This is a genomic window from Neorhizobium puerariae, assembly GCF_042429745.1.
In the GTDB taxonomy this organism is placed as follows: Bacteria; Pseudomonadota; Alphaproteobacteria; order Rhizobiales; family Rhizobiaceae; genus Neorhizobium; species Neorhizobium puerariae.
In genome coordinates, this window is sequence record NZ_JBHMAA010000058.1 from 1 (window position 1) to 592 (window position 592).

1 protein-coding gene is annotated in these 592 nt (G+C 59.6%); it reads right to left on the reverse strand.

The genetic code is table 11. The features are described 5' to 3' along the window. Positions 1-5 precede the first annotated feature (5 nt). Positions 6-592: eL18 family ribosomal protein (locus tag ACFFP0_RS30840; RefSeq protein ID WP_377266059.1), on the reverse strand; the 587-nt coding region annotated here is incomplete at its 5' end.

Below are 592 nucleotides of genomic sequence, written 5' to 3' on the forward strand. Positions count from 1 at the left end.
CAGGGTTAGTTTTTGTAGCCTCTGCTGGCCCTTCGGCCTCTGGCGCGCTCAAACTTCCGGCCCTTGGAACGGACATAGGGTTTGGTATGGCTGTGTGGGGTTCCTGGGGCCTTGCCAAAATGTCGGTACACCTCTCGGCCCTTCCGAGGACCAGACAGGAGCACAGTGCCCCGGCCCTTGGGAGACTCCAGGGCCAGCTGGTCAAAGGTGAGGATCTTACCCCCAGCCTTGAGGATGCGACTCCGGGCCCGGCTGCTCACCCGCAGTGCACACACCTTCAGCTTGGGAACTTCCAGAATCCGCACATCATCTGTGACCGTCCCCACAACCACGGCAGTCTTGTTCTCGCGGCCAGGAAGCTTCATCTTTCGGATCATGCGGGACAGGGACAGAGGTGGCCGGTTGGTTCGGCTCATGAACAACCTCTTCAGCACAACCTGATTGAAGGTGGAGTTGGTCCGTCTGGCCAGAAACCTGTACAGCTTGACAAGCAGCCGCAGGTAGATGTCCTGGCTCTTGGGCTCCTTGCGCCGAACCTTTCGGTCCTTGTTGTGGCGAATGTCAACACCCATGATGGCGCCTCCTGCTCGGC